The organism is Frankia sp. CcI49 (genome assembly GCF_001983215.1).
GTDB lineage: Bacteria > Actinomycetota > Actinomycetes > Frankiales > Frankiaceae > Parafrankia > Parafrankia irregularis.
The window spans coordinates 1-20,077 of record NZ_MOWP01000041.1 but is presented as its reverse complement, the minus strand read 5'-3'; the positions used below and the strand labels follow the sequence as shown (position 1 = coordinate 20,077).

Below are 20,077 nucleotides of genomic sequence, written 5' to 3'. Positions count from 1 at the left end.
TCGGCATAACAGGGCCTGGCGACCATGGCCGCAGCCGGGCCTGACGGATCCGGGCGCGTGGGGACTGGTCATGGAAACGAACTCGGGCCGCCGTCTCGTCGTGGTCGGCAACGGCATGGTCGGCCAGCATTTCGTCGAGGCGCTGCGGGAACGGGACGTCGACCGCCACTGGCAGGTCACCGTCTTCGGGGAGGAGCCGCGGCGAGCCYACGACCGGGTCGCACTGTCGTCCTACTTCGACGGAGCCAGCCCGCAGAGCCTGGATCTCGTCGCCTCGGGCTGTTACGACGGCCACGGTTACCGGCTGCATCTCGACGAGGCCGTCATCGCGATCGACCGCGCGGCACGGACCGTCACCACCAGCCGCGGACGGACCGTCGGCTACGACGCGCTCGTGCTGGCGACCGGTTCCGCCGCGTTCGTCCCGCCGGTGCCCGGCGCCGACCTGCCGGGCTGTTTCGTCTACCGCACGCTCGACGACCTGGAGGCGATCCACGCGGCCGCCCGGCGGGCACGCACGCGAGTGGGGCTGGTGGTCGGCGGCGGGCTGCTCGGGCTGGAGGCCGCCCGCGCGCTGCGGCTGCTCGGGCTGGCCGTGCACGTCGTCGAGATGGCCCCGCGGCTCATGCCGTTGCAGGTCGACTCCGGCGGCGGCGCCCTGCTGCGCCGGCTGGTCGAGGAGCTCGGCGTCACCGTCCATCTCGGTACCTTCGCCGCCGCGGTCACGGAGGCCGCACCGGACCAGGCCGCACCGGACCAGGCCGCGCCGAGGCTCGTCACCCTGGGGGACGGCACCGAGCTGCCCGTCGACCTGGTCGTGTTCGCCGCCGGGGTGCGTCCGCGTGACCAGCTCGCGCGGGACGCGGGGCTGGCGGTCGGCGCACGGGGCGGGGTGCTGGTCGATGCCGGCTGCCGCACCGCCGACGCCGCCGTCCACGCGATCGGGGAGTGCGCCTGCATCGACGGCACGGTCTACGGGCTGGTGGCTCCCGGCTACGCGATGGGCTCGGTGCTCGCCGACCGGCTTGCCGGCGGGAACGCGGAGTTCCGCGCCGCGGACACCGCCACGAAGCTCAAACTGCTCGGCGTGGACGTCGCGAGTTTCGGTGACGCGCTGGCCACCACCGACGGCGCGCTGGAAGTCACCGTGAACGATCCGGTCGCCGGTTCCTACGCGAAGCTCGTCGTCTCCGACGACGCGACCACCCTGCTCGGTGGAGTGCTGGTGGGGGACGCGTCGAGGTACGCCGCCCTGCGTCCGCTGGTCGGCCGCCCGCTGCCCGGGGACCCGCTCGCGATGCTCGCCCCGCGCGGTGACGGTGCCGGCGGCGGGCCTGGTGACGGGTCCGTCGGGGCGTTGCCCGCCGACGCGATGGTCTGCTCGTGCCACGCCGTGACGCGGGAGGCGATCGACACCGCGATCGCCGGGTCCGGTCTCACCACCGTCGCCGAGGTCAAGGCGTGCACGAAGGCCGGCACCGGCTGCGGGTCGTGCGTTCCGCTGCTCTCGACGCTGCTCACCGAAAGCGGAGTCACCGTCGGCAAGGCGCTGTGCGAGCATTTCGACTGTTCGCGGGCGGAGCTGTTCGACCTGGTCCGGGTCGAGCGGATCGCGACGTTCAGCGAGCTCGTCGACCGGTACGGTCGGGGCCGCGGCTGCGATGTGTGCAAACCGGTCGTGGCATCCATTCTCGCCAGCCTCGGCAACGGCCACATTCTCGACGGCGAGCAGGCGGCGCTGCAGGACACCAACGACGCGTTCCTCGCCAACATCCAGCGCAACGGCACCTATTCGGTCGTGCCGCGGATTCCCGGCGGTGAGATCACGCCGGAGAAGCTCATCGCCATCGGCACGGTCGCCCGGGACTTCGACCTCTACACGAAGATCACCGGCGGGCAGCGCATCGACCTGCTCGGAGCCCGGCTGGAGCAGCTGCCGGCGATCTGGCGCCGTCTCGTCGACGCCGGGTTCGAGTCGGGGCACGCCTACGGCAAGGCACTGCGCACGGTGAAGTCCTGTGTCGGCTCGACCTGGTGCCGGTACGGCGTGCAGGACTCCCTCGCCCTCGCCATCGCGCTGGAGCTGCGCTACCGCGGCATCCGGTCACCGCACAAGATCAAGGCCGCGGTCTCCGGCTGCGCGCGTGAATGTGCCGAGGCCCGTGGCAAGGACATCGGCGTGATCGCCACCGAGAACGGGTGGAACCTCTACGTCGGCGGCAACGGCGGGTTCCGGCCCCGGCACGCGGACCTCCTGCTCACCGACGTCGACACCGAGACCCTGGTCCGCACGATCGACCGGTTCATCGTCTTCTACGTCCGCACCGCCGACCGGTTGCAGCGGACGTCGAGCTGGGTCGAGTCGCTGTCCACCGGCCCCGGGGGTGAGCAGGTGGACGGCCTCGACTACCTGCGCTCGGTGCTCGTCGACGACGCCCTGGGCATCGCCGCGGAGCTCGACGCGGCGATCGAGCGACACGTCGGCGGCTACGAGGACGAATGGGCGGCGGTCCTGGCCGACCCGGCGCGGCTGAGCCGGTTCGTCTCGTTCGTGAACGCCCCGGACACCCCCGACCCGACCATCACCTTCGTGACGGAACGCGGCCAGCCCCGGCCGGTTCTCCTGGGCCTCCCGGTCGCCGGTGCCCCAGGCGCCTCTGTCCCAGCCACCTCTGCCCCAGCCACCTCTGTTCCGGCTACCGGCGTCCCGGCGGGGGTACCGGCCCGATGACGGGAAAGGACGCAACCATGACGTGGGCCGCGATCTGCCGGTACGACGACCTGCTGCCGGAGCGCGGTGTCGCCGCGCTCGTCGGCGATGTCCAGGTCGCGCTGTTCCGCTGCCACGACGGTCAGCTGTTCGCCCTCGGCAACCGGGACCCGTTCACCGGCACCTGCGTGCTCGCCCGGGGCATCGTCGGGAGCCGGGCGGGGCGGCGGACGGTAGCGTCTCCACTGCACAAGCAGGTCTTCGATCTGCGCACCGGAGAGTGCCTGGACGCGGAAGGGGTCACCGTACCCGTCTACGAGGTGCGCAGCCGCGAGGGAATGGTTGAGGTGAAGGCGACGTGACTGGTGGCTCCACCGGCGTCGAGCCGCTGGCCGGCTACACCATCGGGATCACCGCGGCGCGCCGCCGGGAGGAGTTCGGTGCCGCGCTCGAACGCCGCGGGGCACGGGTCCTGTACGGCCCGGCGATCCGGATCGTCCCGCTGGCCGACGACACGGAGCTGCGCCAGGCGACCGAGCGGTGCCTGTCCGCGCCGCTGGACGTCGTCGTCGCCACCACCGGGATCGGTTTCCGCGGCTGGATGGAGGCCGCCGACGCCTGGGATCTGCTGGATCCGCTCACCAAGGCGATCGGCTCGGCGACCCTGCTGGCCCGCGGCCCCAAGGCCCGCGGCGCGATCCGCGCGAGCGGGCTGCGGGAGGCCTGGTCGCCGGAATCGGAGTCGTCCAGCGAGGTGCTGGAGCACCTGATCGAGCGGGACGACCTCGACGGCCGGCGCATCGCGGTGCAGCAGCACGGGGAACCGCTTCCGGACCTGGTGGAGACGCTGCGGCTGGCCGGCGCGGACGTCATCGAGGTCCCCGTCTACCGGTGGATCGGGCCCGAGGACGTCACCCCGCTGCGGCGGCTGATCGACGCGGTCGCGACCACCGAACTGGACGCGGTCGCGTTCACCAGCGCGCCGGCCGCGGTGAGCTTCCTGCGCAGCGCGGACGAGCAGGGGCTGGGCGAGGCCGTGCGCGAGGCGCTGCTCGGCCCGGTGGTGGCGGCCTGCGTCGGTCCGGTGACCGCCGGACCGCTGCTGGAACGGGACATTCCGGTGATCGCGCCGCCCCGGGCGCGGCTCGGCGCCCTCGTGCGCGAGATCGTCGAGCAGATCCCGCGCCGGCGCGGCCGGGTGCTGCCGGTCGCCGACCACTGGCTCGACCTCCGCGGCCAGGCCGTCGTCGTGGACGGGCGGCTCGTCCCGCTCAGCCGGACGAGCATGGCGCTGCTGCGCCGCCTCGCGGCCCGGCCCGGGCATGTCATCACCCGGCGTGAGCTGTTGCCGCCCGGCGGCGGAGACGAGCACGCGGTCGAGGTGGCCGTGGGCCGCCTGCGTTCCGCGCTCGGGGACCCCCGCATCATCCAGACCGTGGCCAAACGCGGCTACCGGCTGGCCTTCGAACCTGAACGCGGGGCCGTCGACACCGCCGCCGGTGACGACTGGCACTACTGAACCCGACCGTCGGGACTGAACGGGCCGGGGATGTCGGCGGGTCAGCGGGTCAGGTCAGCGGGTCAGCGGGAACCCTGGGTCAGGGCGACCGAATCGGGCACCCGAACCGTTTCGGGCACGGTGAGCGGGATGACGCCCTGGATCTGGCCGATCACGTAGTGGGCTGACATCATCGCCCCCTCCTGCCAGCCAGGCAGCGGTGAGCACTGGTCGCCCAGCATGAAGAAGCGCCCGTCGCCCTCGGGCTCGAGGAGCTCCTTGTAGGCCACCATGTGCTCCGCGTCCGCCGGGTCCCAGTCGGCCCAGCCCCCGAGCTGGTAGGGCACCTTCTGCCAGGCGATCGTGACGCCCTTCGCGGTGGGAACGATGTTCTTGTCGGCGAACGTCGGGTGCAGCTCCGCCGCGCCGGCGCGGGCCTGGTCCAGCCGCTGCAGCGGCTCCAGATCGCCGAACTTCCTGGCCACGTCGGCGAAGTTGTAGGCGCCGGTGACGGTGCCCGTTCCCGCCGGGGAGAAGTAGTCGTTGCTCGGATACCAGACCTGGGTGATCGGATGGTTCGTCCAGCTGATCCCGCCGTAGATCTGGTCGGTGTCGTTCTCCCAGAAACGTTCCTCCGCCTGCCACCCGACCTTGCAGGTGTCGGCGAACTCGACGGCATGGAGCGCCGCGTCGAACTCGGCGGAGAAGTTGGTGGACATGTTCCGCAGCACCGGCAGCGGGATGCTGCTGACGCAGTAGTCCGCGGTCAGCTTCCGGGCGCTGCCCTCCCGCACGTATTCGACGTCCACCCCACCCTCGCCGAGCAGCCGAATCGCGGTGACCTCGGCGTTGCGCTCGATGATGTCGCCGAACCTGTCGTTGATCTCCCGCTCGAACGCGGTCACGATGCGGTCCATCCCGCCGACCGGCTGGAACATCGTGGCCTGCCACAGATAGTCCAGCGGCTGGTAGAACCTGTGCTTCCAGAAACCCGACTCCAACAGGTCCGCGAAGGGGATCGGCTCTGCCGGGAGGGGCCAGTCGTGCACGTCGGGATCCTCGACGTACCCGGAGCGGGTCGAGCCCTGGTAGCTGTGGTCGCCCGCCAGCTGGCCGAACACCCGCAGCAGGTCGAGCAGCTCCCCGGTCGCGGCGTCCCGCCGCACGAGGTTCTCGGCGAGCATCGCCGCGAGGTGCCCGCGGGTGTCGTTGGCGACCTGCCGGTTGCGCCATCGGACGATTCGGCCGTCCGCGAGGTGGATGACGTTCGCCGTGGTCTCCATGATGTACGGCTCGAGGGCGACCCCGAAGGCCCGGCAGTAGTCCAGCATCCGGCGGTGGTGATACGGGATGCGACCGGGGCCCAGGTTGAGGTAGAGATCGTCGTCGAAGACGCACTCGTGCGTGACGACCAGCTCCCCGGTCGGGCCGATCTCGCGGAGCACGTCACCGTTGCGGGCCGTGCGGTTGCGGCCGCCGACGCGGTCCGAGGCCTCCAGCACGGTGCACCGGTAGCCCAGCCGGCCGAGCTCGTAGGCCGCGGTCAGCCCGCCGACCCCGGCACCGAGAACGGCGACGGTGGCGCCCGCGCGCGGCGCGGGGGGCAGCTCGAGCGGACCCGCCCAGCCGGTCGCCTCCGGCCCGCCCCGGCCGATCATCGCCTCGCGCAGCGCGTCGGCGGCGGTTCGCGCGGTCATGCCAGTCGTCCGTGGTCGACGTCGTGCATTACTACCAACCCCTTTTCTGCTTTGACTGTTGCCGCTTTGGCTGTTGCCCTTCCGGCCCGGGCAGAAAGCTGTCCGCCGACCGGGAGGCCGGCCGGCGGACAGGGCGGTGGTCTCACCCGGTGAAATCGAGGTCAATAACCTGGTAGAAGCCCCTGGCGGTGTCGGCGACCTCCCACACGCTGAGCAGGACGTGATAGCCCTGCCGCTGCGGGAGCGTGAACGTGTGCCGGGTCGGGTTCTCCGGCTCGAGATCCTCGGCCGACCAGTACGGCTGCCCGCTGTTCTGGAACACGGCGATCGGAGCCGTCTCGAACTGGGACCGGCTCAGCGGCATGCTCGGGTCCCAGCCCTGCCGGGTGAGGAAGTAGTTCCACCGCCGGGTCCGGTGCGGTACGTGGAAGGTCCAGGTGACGGAGAGCTCCTGGCCGGCGCCGACCGGGTGCTTCTGCCAGTCCGATCCCRGCCTGTCCAGCTGGGCGGCGAAATCCTGGCCAGCGCTCGCGATCTTCCCGTCGGCGGGCGGCGGTTCGTTCGGGATGTCGTCCGGGGCGAACGGGTCGTTCAGCCCGCCCTCGGTCGCCGGGAAGAACTTCCCTGATTCGAGTTCGTTGGCCTGCCAATCCTCAAGATAGATATTCGCCCGGGAGGCCGGCTCGGAGATCGTTCCGTGGCGCGGCGCCACTTTGCTCTGGGTCATAGCCTGACGGTAGCGTCGGAATTCCTTGTTTGCATTCCCGCGATACGGGAACAGGGTGGCCCTCATGATGATTTTTTCGAAGTCGCCGGAGGGGTTTTCGAGGTTTGGCGCCGGAAGCTCCGGAGGAGGCCTTCCGACCCTGTTTACCGGGCGAGTAGGAGGTGTCCGTATCGCCCGCTGCCCGCTGCCCGCTGCCCGCTGCCCGCTGCCGTGCCCGCCGGGCGGCGACCTGGACGTGGCCGCCGGCGGGTCGCTGTCGGCGGCCCCGGTCACCCGCGACGGCTGGGCCCTGGCGGGAGCGTGCGCTCGATCCGGCCGGCAGGCTACATTGAATTTATTATCCAACTTCGCGGGAGTGGGCGGATGGGCGAGGAAGCCAGCGGTGCGAGGTCGGCGGAACAGGCGGGCAGGCCGCTCCCTCCGGAGGGGGACTGGCTGGGCACGCCGTTCCTGCGCTTCGAGCGGCACGGCAGCCTCGCGGTCTGCACGGTCGACCGGCCGCAGGCCCGCAACGCGCTGACGGCGGCGATGTACTTCGGCATCCGCTACGCCGTCGACCGGGTCAACCACGACCCGGAGCTGGCCGGCCTGCTGATCACGGGAACCGGCGACGTCTTCATCCCCGGTGGCGACCTGGGCCACAACGCCCCCGACGACTGGGGCGGCCCGATGCTCTTCGGCATGGACAACACCCCGTTCGACGCGATCCGGCACTCCCGCAAGCCGGTCGTCAGCGCCGTGAACGGCATCGCCCAGGGTGGTGGCCTGCTCATCGCGATGATGTCCGACGTGGCGGTCGCCAGCGAGCGGGCCACGTTCCGGGCGCCGGAGGTCTACCGCGGCATCGCCGACACCGGCTACGCGCAGTACCTGCCGGCCCAGATCGGCCCCGCCCGGGCCAAGGACATGCTCTACACCGGCCGGGTCGTCACCGCCGCGGAGGCGCTGGACTGGGGTCTGGTCGCCCGGGTCGTCCCGCACGAGCAGGTGCGCGATGTCGCGCTCGACGCGCTGCGCGCCTGCTGCCGCGGCGCCCCGCGGGCGCGTGCCGACGTCAAGCGGGTCATCGCGGCGCACTACGGCACCTACGACCGCATGACCATGGACCGCAGCGTCTTCGGCTCCGAGGCCCGCGAGGGCTGGCTTGCCTTCTCCCAGCGCCGCAACCCCGACTGGGTCCCCGAGGACATCCGTACCCCCGGCCGCCTCTAGCCGCCGCGACCGGCGAGGTCACCACTCTGTTCAAGGCCCTGGTCGTTCAACGGCCTGTTCACCACCCCGAGGAGCCGGCCTTCTCGCCGGCTCCTCGGAGGGCGGCCTCGGCACGGACCCCGGGTTGGTAACCGCTCAGCGCCGTTCCTTGCGCCAGACGACCTTCAGACCCGACCAGTCCGCGTCCATCGCCGCGACCTTGACGTCGACCAGCCCCAGCGGGAGAACGACCTCCCGGATGAGGTTCTCCGTGACGTCGCTGCGATGCCCGGCGGCCCTGCGCGGCCAACCGAACCACAGCGCGCCGGCCGGCCGGACGCACTCGCGGAAGGAATCGGCGGCCTGGCGCACGTCCCTCGCCTCCCGGCAGAAGGCCACACAGACGTCGACCGGTCCGGGGACCAGGTCGTCCAGGCGCGCGACGCTGCTGTACTCGACGCCGCCCGGTAGGTCGGGAACGGTCCAGCCTGGCGGAGCGGCAGCCAGCACCAGCCGGCTGTCCGCCCTGACCCCGAGCTTGCGCGCCAGCGGAGTCCCGGAATAGCCGGCAGCAGGCATCAGACCGCACCTTTCCGCCCGCGCAGCACGAGACCAGCCCCGATGGCCGGTCTCGGAGATGAGAAGGCCATCATGCCAACTCGCGCCAACCCGCGGAACCGCCCCGCTCGTGAAGGCGGGGCAGGGGCGGCAGCCGCGACCGCTCCGCGACCTGCGTCGGCGATCGGGATACTACGATCAGGTATGTGGGGTTCGGACCTTTTTCGTGTCGGTGCCGGGCCCGTTTTCCGATAGCCGCGGTGCGTCCGCGGTCGAGGGCCTGGGGGCGCTGACGGTGGACGCGCTCAACTTCGCTTTCGGTGTGATCGGCGTGCTGTCCTTCGGCTACGCGATCTGGGTGAACCGGCAGGCGGAGAACGCCCGGCGGCTGACGAACCGGCTGACCACGAGCATCCGCGACCTGGCCAGGTCGATCTACGACAGCAACCGCGACACCACCACCGAGGGCTACGCCCGAAGCATCATGCAGATCTGCGACAGCCTGCTGCCCGAGCGGTCCGACACCCCGCCCCTGGTCGGCAGGGTGGTCATGCGGTATTTCGGCAGCCAGATGCCGCCGATGGAGACCGCGGTCGGCCAGCTTGTCGACCTGCCGGACATCGGTGTCGGGCGGGTCATCCGCGGCGGGTACATCTCGGAGAGCCGCAAGGCCCTCGTCTACGGGCCGCGCGAGACGCTGCCGGTGCGCGGCTCATACCGGGCGACGTTCCGGCTCGCCGCCGAGCTCGACCCGGATGTCGACCTCCCCGCCGACACGCCGATCGCCCGCATCGAGGTGTATGTGCACCTGCGGCGCGAGAAACTGGCCACCCGCGACCTGCGGGCGGGTGAGCTCACGCCCACGTTCGCCTTCTTCGAGATCGGCTTCACCTGCGACAGCGTGGACGACCAGTACGAGTACCGGGTGATGCTGCCTGGTCCGGGTGCCACGGTCTCCTTCGAACGGGTCACCGTCTACCGCATCTCCGACTGAGGCGCCGCGGCCACTGACGCCACGGCCACTGACGTCGCGGCCACTGACGCCACGGCCACTGACGCCGCGGCTACTGAAAGGAGGGCGGACAGCCCGCCGCGCGGCGCAGCTGTCCACCCCTCCGTTCCGCCTCGTTCCGGCCCAGGGCGTTCCCGACGGGTCAGCGCGTGCTCGCCGCCAGCACCTGCGACGGTGTCGCCGCGGGGCTCGGCCGGGCGCCGATGTCGCCGCGGCGCAGGTAACACAGCCAGGTGACGACGGCCATCACGACGAACAGGCCGACATAGACCCACAGGGCCGGGGCGATCGTCCCGTAGGCCTTGTTCGACTCGGCGTAGATGATCGGCACGAGGAAGCCGCCGAAGGCTCCGACCGCGGAACAGATGCCGATGGCACCGGCGGCCTCCCGCCGGGCCCGCAGCATGGCCTCGGCGGTTCCGCCGTTGCGGGCCCCGCGGGCGGCGAAGATCGCCGGGATCATCCGGTAGGTCGAGCCGTTCCCGATGCCGCTGGCGAGGAACAGCAGCATGAACGAGGCGAAGAAGAGCCCGAAGCTCGGCCTGTCGAGGATTCCGCCCCGGCGGCCGATCGACGCCACCGCGCCGAGACCGCCCAGCGTCATGACCGCGAAGGCCGCGACGGTCACCTTCGCGCCGCCGATCCGGTCGCCGAGCCTCCCGCCGAGCGGGCGGGCGACCGAACCGACCAGCGCGCCGAGGAATCCGTAGCCGAGAGCGAAATCCGGCCGGTTGAACAGCGCCGGGTTCTTCAGGAGCGCGGGGAACGCCGACGAATATCCGATGAAGGAGCCGAAGGTGCCGATGTAAAGAAAGGACATGATCCAGGTCTGGCCGCGCCGGGCCGCCGACGCGGTGGAACCGAAGTCCGCCTTCGCCTCGGAGAGATTGTCCATGAACAGCAGTGCGCCGACCGCTGCGACAATCGCCAGTGGAATGTAGATCAGCCCGATCTGGGCGAGTGCCGCTCCGGTTCCGCCCGCGATGACCACCGCGCCGAGCTTCTGGATCACGGCGACTCCGAGGTTGCCGCCGGCCGCGTTGAGCCCGAGCGCCCAGCCCTTCTCCTTCTCCGGGTAGAAGAAGGAGATGTTGGTCATCGACGAGGCGAAGTTCCCACCGCCGACCCCGGCGACTCCCGCGATCATCAGCAGCGTCCCGAAGGAGAGCTCGGGGTGGCGCACCGCCCACATCATCAGCGCGCACGGGACGACCAGCAGCAGCGCGGAGAAGACCGTCCAGTTCCGGCCGCCGAAGACGGGCACCGCGAAGGTGTAGGGCAGGCGGAGGAAGGCTCCGACCCCGGACGGCACCGCGACGAGCCACAACTGCTGGTCGATCGTCAGCGCGAAGCCGGCGGGGCCCGGGCCGCCGTCGGCGTTCGCGCCCATCTTGACGACCAGGATGCTCCACATGACCCATACGGAGAACCCGAAGTGCTCGGCGATGACCGACAGCACCAGGTTGCGCCGGGCGATCCGGCGCCCGGTCTCGTTCCAGAACACGGGATCTTCCGGATGCCAGTCGTCGATCCATCGTCCGGACCGGCTGGTGCGCCGGTCCGGATTCCTGCCGGTGCTGGGCGCGCTCATGGGGGCTCCTCGGGGGAGATTCGCGAAACACGTCGGGCAGAACCTGTCGCGACAGCACGTTAGGAGCCGGCTGTTTCGGGGCGCCTGGCCGGTCATTACACGGCGGGAAAACAGTGCTCTCACCGGGCGAGGGCAGGCGGTGAGAGCCGGTGGGTTCACAATGCCATGACGGTCGGTGTGCGGTGGCGGTAATCGGCGGACCGGGTCGGTGTGACACCGGTGAAACGCGCTCATCCTATGGTCTGATCCGGGCGCACCGGCCCGGCTGTTCCGGCAGTCCCGGCCGGATTCGGGCCGGATTCGGGCCGGGATCGGCTGGATTCGGGTGGTGCCGTCGATGTGTCATTCCGGGTGTCGACTTCTTGCGGAGGGGGAGTAGGTGACCGCGTCCGGGACGACGAGGACAGTGTGCTCGTACTGCGGGGTCGGCTGCGGCATGGTCCTCGACATCGCCGCGGGGCCGGACGGCCGTCGCCAGGTCAGCCGGGTGAAGGGGGACAAGGCGCACCCCGCGAACCGGGGCCGACTGTGCACGAAGGGCGCGACCAGCGCCGACATGCTCGCGGCCCCGGGCCGGCTGGGGACGGCACGGATTCGTCCACGGCGCGGCGGCGAGCCGGTCGACGTCGGGCTGGACGAGGCCGTCGGCACGGTCGCCCACCGGCTGCGGTCGATCATCGACGAGCACGGCCCCGATGCGGTCGCGCTCTACGTGTCGGGTCAGCTGACCCTGGAGGCGCAGTACCTCGCGAACAAGCTGGCCAAGGGTTTCCTGGGCACCAACCAGATCGAGTCGAACTCCCGGCTGTGCATGGCCAGCGCGGGCAGCGGCTACAAGCTGTCGCTCGGCGCCGACGGCCCGCCCGGTTCCTACGACGACTTCGACCACGCCGAGGTGTTCCTGGTCATCGGGTCGAACATGGCCGACTGCCATCCCATCCTGTTCCYGCGCCTGATGGAACGGGTTCATGCCGGTGCGCGGCTGATCGTCGTCGACCCGCGGCGTACCGCCACCGCGGAGAAGGCGGACCTGTTCCTCCAGATCCGTCCCGGCACCGATCTCGCACTGCTCAACGGGCTGCTGCACCTGCTTGTCGAGGGCGGTCACCTCGACGCGGCCTTCATCGCCGAGCACACCGACGGGTGGGAGCAGATGCCCGGGTTCCTGGCCGACTACCCGCCGTCGACAGTCGCCGAACTGACCGGGCTCACCGAGGCGGACCTGCGCCGCGCCGCCGGATGGATCGCCGACGCGGGCGCGACCTGGGTGAGCTGCTGGACGATGGGTCTCAACCAGAGCACCCACGGCACCTGGAACACCAACGCGCTGATCAACCTGCATCTGGCGACGGGGGCGATCTGCCGGCGCGGCGCCGGGCCGTTCTCGCTGACCGGCCAGCCCAACGCGATGGGCGGCCGGGAGATGGGCTATATGGGACCAGGCCTGCCCGGTCAGCGTTCGGTGCAGGTCGAGGCCGACCGGGCGTTCGTCGAGCGGCAGTGGGACCTGCCTGCCGGCACCCTGCGGCCGGACGTCGGTGGTCAGGGCACCGTCGAGATGTTCCAACGGATGGCCGCCGGTCAGATCAAGGCCTGCTGGATCATCTGTACCAATCCGGTGGCGTCGGTCGGCAACCGCTCGACGGTGCTCGACGGCCTCGCCGCGGCCGAGCTGGTCGTCGTCCAGGACGCCTACGCCGACACCGAGACCGCAGCCCACGCCGACGTTCTCCTGCCCGCGGCGATGTGGGGGGAGACGGACGGCATAATGATCAACTCTGAGCGGAATCTGACCCTGACCAGCGCGGTCGTCGACCCGCCCGGTGCGGCCCTGCCCGACTGGCAGCTCATCGCCCGGGTCGCGGCGGCGATGGGCTTCGCCGACGCCTTCGACTACGCCAGCGCCGAGGAGGTCTTCGCCGAGATCCGCGCCTTCCACAACCCCGCGACCGGCTACGACCTGCGAGGCGTCAGCTACGAACGGCTGCGGGCGGGGCCGGTGCAGTGGCCGGCCGCCCCCGGCTCCGCGGACCGCAACCCGATCCGCTACCGCAACGACGGTGTCAGCCAGCCGACGCTGGAACGAGCCGACGGCACCCGCCCCGCGCTGCGCTTCCCGACGCCGACCGGCCGGGCCATGTTCCATCCCCGGCCGCACCTGCCGCCGGCCGAGCTGCCTGACGACGACTACCCGTTCCTGCTGAACACCGGGCGGCTGGCGCACCAGTGGCACACCCTGACCAAGACCGGCAAGGTCGCCAAACTGAACAGGCTCAATCCGGGACCGTTCGTCGAGATCAGCCCGCTGGACGCCGCCGCGCTCGGGGTCACCGCCGATGACCGGATCGAGATCGCCTCGCGCCGTGGCCGCGCCGTGCTGCCCGTGGTCGTCTCGGACCGGGTGCTGCCAGGCGGCTGCTTCGCGCCGTTTCACTGGAACGACCTGTTCGGCGCCCAGCTCAGCATCAACGCGGTGACCAGCGACGCCGTCGACCCGGTCTCGTTCCAGCCCGAGCTGAAGGTCTGCGCGGTCTCCCTGACCAGGGTCGCCACACCGGCTTCGCTGGTGACCGAACCAGCACCATCGGTGACCATTTCGGCTCCATCGGTGACCGTATCGGCGCCACCGGCGCCTGCGGCAGCGGCGGCAGCAGCGGCACCTGCGGGGCCTGYGGCGCCAGCGGGGCCAGTGCTGCCGATGGCTGCGCCAGGGCCCGGAGCGGGTGCGGCAGATGCGCCGGCTTCCGCACCCGTGGCGCGAGTTGTGATCGAGACGCTTGGCGCGGCGCTCGGTGTCGGCCTCGGCCCGCCGGACCTCACCGACCCGCAGCGCCAGTACCTCGCCGGCTTCCTCTCCGCGCTGGCGACCATGCCGCCGGCCACGGGCCAGCCGCCGCGCCTGCCCACCGACGCACCCTTCGACGCGGGGCGTCTGCAGTGGGTGAACGGCTTCCTCGCCGCCGGGTTGGCCGCACCCGCGCCGCGAGTTCCGTCGGTGCCAAGCCAGGTCAGGCGGGAGATCCCGGACGTCGCGACCGCGGACCCGGACGTGCGGGGGGAGAGGGGGGCCAGCGGGGACAGCACGGTTCGGGTGCTGTGGGCCTCCCAGACCGGCAACGCCGAAGACGCCGCGGCCACCGTGCGGGATCGGCTGCGGGACGCCGGATGGCACGTGCACCTCCACGACATGGCCGCTCCGGTCGGCGACCTGCTCCTCGCTCCGGGTGACCTGCTGGTGGTGACGAGCACCTTCGGTGACGGCGACGCCCCGGACAACGGCGCGCGCTTCTGGGACGCGGTGAGTGCCGCGGACGCACCGCGCCTGGACGGTCGGCGTTTCGCCGTGCTGGCGCTCGGCGACTCCAGCTACGCGGACTTCTGCGGCCATGGGCGTCGTCTCGACCGACGCCTGGCCGAGCTCGGCGCGGCGCGGCTCGTCGGCCGGGTCGACTGCGAACCCGACTACATCGGCACCCTGGACGACTGGCTGGAGGAGGTCATGGCGGCGCTGCGGGCGGCGTCCCCAGGGCCGGCCGGCGCGAGCTGTGATCCGTCGGCGACCACGACTGCAACCGGGTTCGGGGCCGGGGCCGCGACCGCGGCCGTGACCGAGTCTGCGGCCGGCGTCGGCGCTCGGGCGGGCGTTCGCGCTGGGGCTGGGACCGGGGTCGGCGCTGGCGCTGGCGCTGGGGCGGGCGCCGGGGCCACGTCCGGGTCAGCGTCGGCTGGCGCCGCCCGGACGGTGACGCTGCTCGGCAACCGTCTTCTGACCACGGATCGTTCGAGCAAGGAGGTGCGAAAGGTCACCTTTGACCTGACTGACGGTGAGTTGGAATACACGGCAGGTGATGCCCTGGGCGTCTGGCCGACGAACAGTCCCGCCCTGGTGGACGAGTGGCTCGCCGCGACTGGTCTCGACCCGCACACCGACGTCCAGACCGGCGACAACGGGCGACTGCCGCTGCTGGAGGCATTGCGTCACAGCCTGGACATCACCACGGTCCGGCCCGATCTGCTCCGGTTTGTCGTCGACCGTACCGACGACCCTCACCTGCGCACCCTGTTGCGGCCCGGCAACCAGCTCGAGCTGGAGAAATGGAGATGGGGACGGCAGGCCGTCGACGTCCTCAACGAGCACCCGGTGCGTGCGGATGCCGCAGACTGGCTCACGGTGCTGAGCCCGCTGCGGCCGCGGCTGTATTCGATCTCGTCCTCGCCGCTGGTGGATCCGCGGACGGTGAGCCTGACCGTGTCCGTTGTTCGATTCACGGGAAGTGACGACCGCCCCCGCGGCGGCGTGTGCTCCACGTTTCTCGCCGCCGCGGAGCCGGGATGTCCGGTGCGTGTCTTCCTGAAACCCGCACCGCACTTCCGCCCGCCAGCCGATGACGCGACGCCAGTGATCATGATTGGTCCGGGGACTGGCATCGCGCCGTTCATCGGGTTCCTGCAGGATCGCCAGGCCCGCGGGGCTTCCGGCCCGAACTGGCTGTTCTTCGGTGAACAGCGTCGGGCCTCCGACTACTACTACGCCGACGAGCTGGCCGCGTTCACCGCCGCCGGCACCCTGACCCGGCTGGGACTGGCGTTCTCCCGCGATCAGCGGGCCAAGATATACGTGCAGGATCGGATGCGTGAACAGGGCGCGCGGCTGTGGACCTGGTTGAACGACGGTGCCCATGTGTATGTCTGCGGCGACGCGGCCCGAATGGCCCGGGACGTGGATCAGGCATTGCGCGATGTCGTCGCTACCTACGGCAATCTCGATGCCGACGATGCGGTGGCCTACGTCCGACAGCTTGCCGCCGATCGGCGCTATGTCCGCGACGTGTACTGATTCCGGCGTTTCGCCGCGGTGCCGTCTGCCGGGGACGGCGTGTTGTGACCGTGGTGTTGCGCGGAGCGGCGGACCGCTCCCCGGGCGGAGGCCGTGCCGCTGGTCTTTGCAACCAGGTCGTTTCGGGTCGGTGAAGGGTGCCGTGTGCGGCGGACGGGCCTGCGCGTAGCGTGCCAGCATCGGGCCGACGGGTCGGACGCCGCAAGGTGCCGGCTCGACGCCGATAGAAGGGCGGGGGACATGCTGACAATGTTCTGCTTCGACGGGCTTGCCGTCATCGTCGAAGATCTCTGCTTCACCGAATCCGAGGCTGCTCGCAACCAGGAAGGCCCGGGATCCGGTCCGTGGCCGCAACCCGGGCTKCCGCCGCATTCGCCGCCGGAACGGGAGCTGGAGATGGGGCTGGGGCTTCAGCCTCAGCTCGAGTCGCCGCCTGAGTCGCCGCCGGACGCGGAGCCGGAGCCGGAGCCCCAGCGGGGTGTGCGGGTGGAGCTTCGGCTCATCGAACGTCAGTCGCGGTTCTCGCGGTTCGGATCGGTTCCTGCCGCACGGCGGGCCGCTGGCGATGATGCGGTGTTCCGGGTGGACCTTCCGGAGTCGCGGCGGCGGCTTCCGGACGATCCCGTCATCTGGCTGGAATCCAGGCTCGCGGATCCGGTGTGCCTGCTCGCCGGTGCCGGCGTCGTCGACCTGGACAGCTACCAGTCGGCCGCGGCCGGGATGCGCGACACGCTCCCCGAGATCATCCGAACGGTCGCGACCATGCTGGAGCGGGTGCGTGCCGGGCAGCTCGCTGCGCTACCCGGCCGCGCTGCCTGACGAGGCTGCCTGACGAAGCTGCTGGCGAAGGACTGGTTCTCAGCCCAGAACGGCCGGACGCAGCACCTCCTCGCACCAGCGCTGGAAGCTGGTCGGTGAGCTGGATTCCGGCGTTCGCGGTTCGGCGTTGTCGAGGCCGCTGTTCTTGGCCCGCATCATGTCGACCATGCCCTCGATCATGGCCTGGGACTGGCCCTGACTGGCGAGCGTCGCCCGGAACTCCTCCTCCGTGAGCTGCTGGAAGCGGATCGGCCGGTCGAGTACCTCCGACATGATGCGCGCCATGTCGTTGGCGGACAGGTCTTCGGGACCGAGGACGGCGACGCTTTCCTGCCCGCTCCAGGACGCATCCGAAAGCAGCCGGCTCGCGACAGCGGCGATGTCGCGGGTGGCGCATGCCCGGAGGCGCCGATCTCCGTCCAGGGGGAGGAAGAACACCCCTTGGCCGCGGATGACGGCGGCCTGGCGCAGCATGTTCTCCATGAATGACGGCAGTGCCAGCGACCGATAACTCACGCCGGTGGCGGCGATCAGATCGTCCATCGCCAGTGAGAGCGACACCAGGCCCGCGTTCCCGGCGAGCGCCGGTGCGGTTCCGCGACCGAGGGCCGAGACGCCGACGACCCGCTGCACCTGATGGCGGACGAACGCGTCGCATGCCGGCTGGGTGAACTCCAGATAGGTGGCTTTGAGATCTTCCGCTTTGGGGTCGGGCGGTACCAGCCAGAAGACGGCCGCGGCACCGTCGAACGCCTCGTTCACGACGTCTGCGTCACCATGTGAGCCGCGGACGACCTCCACGCGGTCGCGTACCTGGCCAGGGAGCCGACTGGGATCACGGACGATCACCCGGACGGCCTCCCCGTCGCGCAGCAGGTTCGCGAGCACCTGCCGGCCGATGTTGCCCGTGGGTGTGGTGATAACGATCATGAATGACTCCCGGTTGTCGTGCGATGCGCGGCGCCCCACGCAGGCTCAGTCAACGTCGGGAGGAGGCGAACCAGAAGGATCATCTCGATCCCCATTGATACCCTCCGGATATGAGTGACTTGGAGGTGCGTCAGCTTCGGTACTTCGTTGCCGTCGCCGAGGAACTGCACTTCCGGCGGGCCGCCGACCGGCTCGGAATCGCTCAGCCCCCGCTCTCCAGGGCGATCCGCGACCTGGAACGTCAGTTGGGTGTGCGGCTGCTCGAACGCACCACCCGCTCCGTCGTGCTCACCCCGGCCGGCGAGGGCCTGCTCCGGGACGCCCGGATCGCCCTCGACGCGGTCGGTGCCGCCGCGGCCCGAGCCCGCCACGCCGGCCTGCCCGAACCGCGGCTGCGTCTCGCGCTCAAAGCCGACTACGACGCCGGCCTGCTACCGCGGATCATCGCTGCCTACGAGCGTGCGGACGTGGCCATCCCGGTCGATCTGATCCTCGGAGGGCGGGATGAGCAGGCCCCGGCGCTGCGGGAGGGCCGGGCCGACGTCGCGCTGCTTCCCGCACCCTTCGACGATCGCGACCTGGAGTTCGAGCCGCTGCTGACCGAACCCCGCCTGGTGGCGCTGGCGGCGACCGACCCGCTCGCCGCCCGCCCCGACCTGTACCTGGCCGACCTCGCCGGCAGGCTCCTACCGGACGGATCGCCGGCCGACCAGGCCGACTCGAGACTGGCCGACCATCCCAGCCGTGTCCCTCCGGGAGGCCCTGTTGTGCGGGGCCCTGCTGTGGGAAGCCCTGCTGTGGGAAGCCCGGGGGCGGGAGGCTTTGGCGTGGGAGGCCCGGGGGTGGTCAGTGGGGCCGGCGGGTACCGGCCTGCGGCGGCTGACACTCCGTCCCCGGTTTCGTCCGTCGCTTCCGTGGCGGCTCCGGCGGTGCTTCCGGCCGCCCGCCCTCGGGACCTCGCGCAGATCTTCAGCCTGGTCGAGCTGGGAAGGATCGTCTGGTTTCCCCCTGCCTCGCTGGTCCGGCGCCACCCCAGGCCGGACATCGCCTACCGGTCTGTCCGCGATCTTGCTCCTTCCACTCTCGCCGTGGCCTGGCCGCGAAACTCCCGCTCGCCGGCTGTCGCAGCCATGGTGCGTGCCGCAATAGACGTCGCCGCCACTGTCACTGCCACGTCCACATCCGGCCCACCTTTTGCCCCGGCATCCAGCGGATTCGCCTCCGCTTCCGGGTGAGCGCCGGCGTCGCCGCATGAACGGCGACGCCGTGGCCGAAAGGTCGGGCGAAACGCCGGGTACCGAAGTAGCCTGCAGGCGAGTGCACCACCCGCGCCGGAAACCGTCATCGCTCCAGAGTCCGTTCATGACGAGTTGGGGCCCAGCTCGAGCGGACCGGAATTCTTCCGGCTCGCTTCACCGAAAGTTGGTTGATGGGGCGGTCGGATTTTCGACGCCTGACGATAGTCCTTCAGATGCTGAAATATCTTGGGGGCTACCAAGTCGATTCCTTCGGTGGAATACGGCGAGATTTCATGCGAGTTCACCGGCTGGGTTGATGTGCAGCTCGCAGGCAGTTATCTCCGGGAGAGTAGGGGCGTTCCGTATCTTCGTCGAGGTCTACCTCAAGGTCGGTCCGCAGGGCGAATCGGCGCACTGGAGATAGACGGCTATCTGATCGATTTCTGAAGATTTAACCTATTTAGTGGTGTTCCTGTTCCGGTGTCGCCGGAGGGCCTCGGCTTTTCATTGATTACCCGCCGAAATTCGGATGTGGGATCCGTGCTTGATGCGAGGTTGCCGGCTGGGGATCTGTCTGTCAAGGCGGTCTGGGTGGCCGGTGAACTCGTTGTGTCCTCCGTTCTCCGGCTCGTTCTTCGCGGTCGTTTCCGGGTTTAGCATCACCAGTGTGATCGAACGCCCGTTCGATGTGTTTCCGGACCGGAGGTGTGGTGCCATGGCCCCCCGCACGCCCTCGATCGTCATCAACGCGACCGACCCGACCGACCCGACCGGCCCGCCGGTTCCCGGCGGCGGGCCGGAGGTGGGGGTTCCGGTCGCTCATCGGGTGTTTGAGGGGTGGTTGAACGAGTGTCTGGAGCGGCTTCGGGTGGCGGTGGCGGGGATCGCGGCGGCGCAGGCGGTGGCGATCCGGGTGCAGGCGGAGCTTGCCGCGGCCTGGCCGCCGGAGGGCTATGACGAGCTGGGTCTGTTCGGTTCGGTGGTGGCGGGTGAGGTGGCGGGGGTGATGCGGATCTCGACGGGGTCGGCGGAGTGGCATCTGGATTTCGCCGATCAGGTGGTCCGCCGGATCCCGGCCGGGTTGGAGGCGTTGGCGGCGGGGGTGTTGGACCTGCCGCGGCTGACGTCGTTGGAGCGTGCGACCGCCCCGTTGGATGTCGGGCTTGCCGGCCGGGTCGTGGACCACGTCCTCGCGAAGGGGCCGCGGGCGCATCGGAGGTCGTTCACGGCGGCGTGCCGCCGGGGGGTGATCAAAATCGATCCGGAGGG

14 protein-coding genes are annotated in these 20,077 nt (G+C 70.7%); 9 read left to right on the top strand and 5 right to left on the bottom strand.

What is annotated here, in order from left to right; all coding sequences use genetic code 11:
• Positions 1-70: 70 nt before the first annotated feature.
• Genes nirB through CcI49_RS34605 form a run of 3 tightly spaced genes read left to right on the top strand, consistent with a single transcriptional unit; the run spans position 71 to position 4,229 of the window.
• Positions 71-2,731, top strand: coding sequence for a nitrite reductase large subunit NirB (gene nirB / locus CcI49_RS34615; RefSeq protein ID WP_076833663.1), 2,661 nt, complete (start codon positions 71-73; stop codon positions 2,729-2,731).
• Between the two features lie 17 nt (positions 2,732-2,748).
• Positions 2,749-3,072: a nitrite reductase small subunit NirD gene (gene nirD, locus CcI49_RS34610; RefSeq protein WP_076833661.1), complete on the top strand. Its 324-nt coding sequence runs from the start codon at positions 2,749-2,751 to the stop codon at positions 3,070-3,072.
• Complete coding sequence (locus CcI49_RS34605; protein WP_054565600.1) at positions 3,069-4,229, top strand: uroporphyrinogen-III synthase; 1,161 nt, start codon at positions 3,069-3,071, stop codon at positions 4,227-4,229. The genes nirD and CcI49_RS34605 overlap by 4 nt, the downstream gene beginning before the upstream one ends.
• Before the next feature lie 62 nt (positions 4,230-4,291).
• On the opposite strand, the gene CcI49_RS34600 is transcribed toward CcI49_RS34605, so the two are convergent.
• Entirely contained in the window at positions 4,292-5,905 is a 1,614-nt protein-coding gene (locus tag CcI49_RS34600; protein WP_076833659.1) for an FAD-dependent oxidoreductase, read from the bottom strand.
• 142 nt (positions 5,906-6,047) lie between these two features.
• Complete coding sequence (locus tag CcI49_RS34595) at positions 6,048-6,632, bottom strand: lytic polysaccharide monooxygenase auxiliary activity family 9 protein (protein ID WP_076833656.1); 585 nt, start codon at positions 6,630-6,632, stop codon at positions 6,048-6,050.
• A 363-nt stretch (positions 6,633-6,995) separates the two neighbouring features.
• Here CcI49_RS34595 and CcI49_RS34590 point away from each other — a divergent pair, with 363 nt between their 5' ends.
• Positions 6,996-7,844 (top strand): enoyl-CoA hydratase/isomerase family protein, encoded by an 849-nt coding sequence (locus tag CcI49_RS34590; RefSeq protein WP_054565597.1) that lies wholly within the window; start codon positions 6,996-6,998, stop codon positions 7,842-7,844.
• A gap of 135 nt (positions 7,845-7,979) precedes the next feature.
• Here the strand turns inward: CcI49_RS34590 and CcI49_RS34585 are convergent, their stop codons facing one another.
• Positions 7,980-8,402 carry a hypothetical protein gene (locus CcI49_RS34585; RefSeq protein ID WP_054565596.1) on the bottom strand — a complete coding sequence of 141 codons (423 nt, stop codon included), beginning with the start codon at positions 8,400-8,402 and terminating at the stop codon, positions 7,980-7,982.
• A gap of 205 nt (positions 8,403-8,607) precedes the next feature.
• Here CcI49_RS34585 and CcI49_RS34580 point away from each other — a divergent pair, with 205 nt between their 5' ends.
• Entirely contained in the window at positions 8,608-9,375 is a 768-nt protein-coding gene (locus CcI49_RS34580) for a hypothetical protein (protein WP_054565595.1), read from the top strand.
• A 160-nt stretch (positions 9,376-9,535) separates the two neighbouring features.
• On the opposite strand, the gene CcI49_RS34575 is transcribed toward CcI49_RS34580, so the two are convergent.
• Positions 9,536-10,984 carry a nitrate/nitrite transporter gene (locus CcI49_RS34575; protein WP_076833654.1) on the bottom strand — a complete coding sequence of 483 codons (1,449 nt, stop codon included), beginning with the start codon at positions 10,982-10,984 and terminating at the stop codon, positions 9,536-9,538.
• A gap of 436 nt (positions 10,985-11,420) precedes the next feature.
• Here CcI49_RS34575 and CcI49_RS34570 point away from each other — a divergent pair, with 436 nt between their 5' ends.
• Positions 11,421-15,821 carry a bifunctional nitrate reductase/sulfite reductase flavoprotein subunit alpha gene (locus CcI49_RS34570; RefSeq protein WP_083749900.1) on the top strand — a complete coding sequence of 1,467 codons (4,401 nt, stop codon included), beginning with the start codon at positions 11,421-11,423 and terminating at the stop codon, positions 15,819-15,821.
• A gap of 240 nt (positions 15,822-16,061) precedes the next feature.
• Positions 16,062-16,640, top strand: a complete 579-nt coding sequence (locus CcI49_RS42865; protein WP_198955725.1) for a hypothetical protein — start codon at positions 16,062-16,064, stop codon at positions 16,638-16,640.
• Between the two features lie 39 nt (positions 16,641-16,679).
• Here CcI49_RS42865 and CcI49_RS34560 read toward each other — a convergent pair whose 3' ends face one another.
• Complete coding sequence (locus CcI49_RS34560; RefSeq protein WP_076833647.1) at positions 16,680-17,570, bottom strand: NAD(P)H-binding protein; 891 nt, start codon at positions 17,568-17,570, stop codon at positions 16,680-16,682.
• A 119-nt stretch (positions 17,571-17,689) separates the two neighbouring features.
• Here CcI49_RS34560 and CcI49_RS44610 point away from each other — a divergent pair, with 119 nt between their 5' ends.
• Positions 17,690-18,805, top strand: coding sequence for a LysR family transcriptional regulator (locus CcI49_RS44610; protein ID WP_347280167.1), 1,116 nt, complete (start codon positions 17,690-17,692; stop codon positions 18,803-18,805).
• Positions 18,806-19,406: 601 nt separating this feature from the next.
• Positions 19,407-20,077, top strand: a 671-nt coding sequence (locus CcI49_RS34545) for a DUF222 domain-containing protein (protein ID WP_158230860.1), incomplete at its 3' end; no start/stop codon positions are given.

Excerpts from the sequence above, each read along its gene's own strand:
- CcI49_RS34590 (WP_054565597.1), top strand. The coding sequence starts at position 6,996 with ATGGGCGAGGAAGCCAGCGGTGCGAGGTCGGCGGAACAGGCGGGCAGG.
- CcI49_RS34585 (WP_054565596.1), bottom strand. The coding sequence starts at position 8,402 with ATGCCTGCTGCCGGCTATTCCGGGACTCCGCTGGCGCGCAAGCTCGGG.
- CcI49_RS34600 (WP_076833659.1), bottom strand. The coding sequence starts at position 5,905 with ATGACCGCGCGAACCGCCGCCGACGCGCTGCGCGAGGCGATGATCGGC.
- CcI49_RS34560 (WP_076833647.1), bottom strand. The coding sequence starts at position 17,570 with ATGATCGTTATCACCACACCCACGGGCAACATCGGCCGGCAGGTGCTC.
- nirD (WP_076833661.1), top strand. The coding sequence starts at position 2,749 with ATGACGTGGGCCGCGATCTGCCGGTACGACGACCTGCTGCCGGAGCGC.
- CcI49_RS34575 (WP_076833654.1), bottom strand. The coding sequence starts at position 10,984 with ATGAGCGCGCCCAGCACCGGCAGGAATCCGGACCGGCGCACCAGCCGG.